This window comes from Algibacter sp. L4_22, assembly GCF_023473045.1.
Classification (GTDB): Bacteria; Bacteroidota; Bacteroidia; order Flavobacteriales; family Flavobacteriaceae; genus Algibacter.
Genome location: NZ_JAMCOK010000114.1, coordinates 246 through 510 on the forward strand (window position 1 = coordinate 246; position 265 = coordinate 510).

Sequence of the window (265 nt, forward strand, 5' to 3'; positions counted from 1 at the left end):
CGATGACCCAGCACCATTGCCGCGAACTCAAGTAAAGCTTGGGCATCCGCGCCGCTTTGAGGTATATCGCCAGACACGAAGCCGCAATTATAAAACGCCAGAACACTAGTGTAAGCGCGTGCACTTCGTTTAATGCGAGCTTACCAATAGGAAAACAACTGCCCCAAAAGAAAGTACAGATGATGAGAAGAACAGCGGCTTTAAAAGTTGAATCAGATTTCATCGTCACTCCGAATGACTTGTCAAAATGTGTTCCCTAGTGTAT

At 46.0% G+C, this 265-nt stretch carries 1 protein-coding gene; it reads right to left on the minus strand.

Going from position 1 to position 265, the window contains the following annotated elements; genetic code table 11:
* Positions 1-223, minus strand: a 223-nt coding sequence (locus M4I23_RS20125; RefSeq protein ID WP_368736188.1) for an EamA family transporter, incomplete at its 3' end; no start/stop codon positions are given.
* Between the last annotated feature and the right edge of the window lie 42 nt (positions 224-265).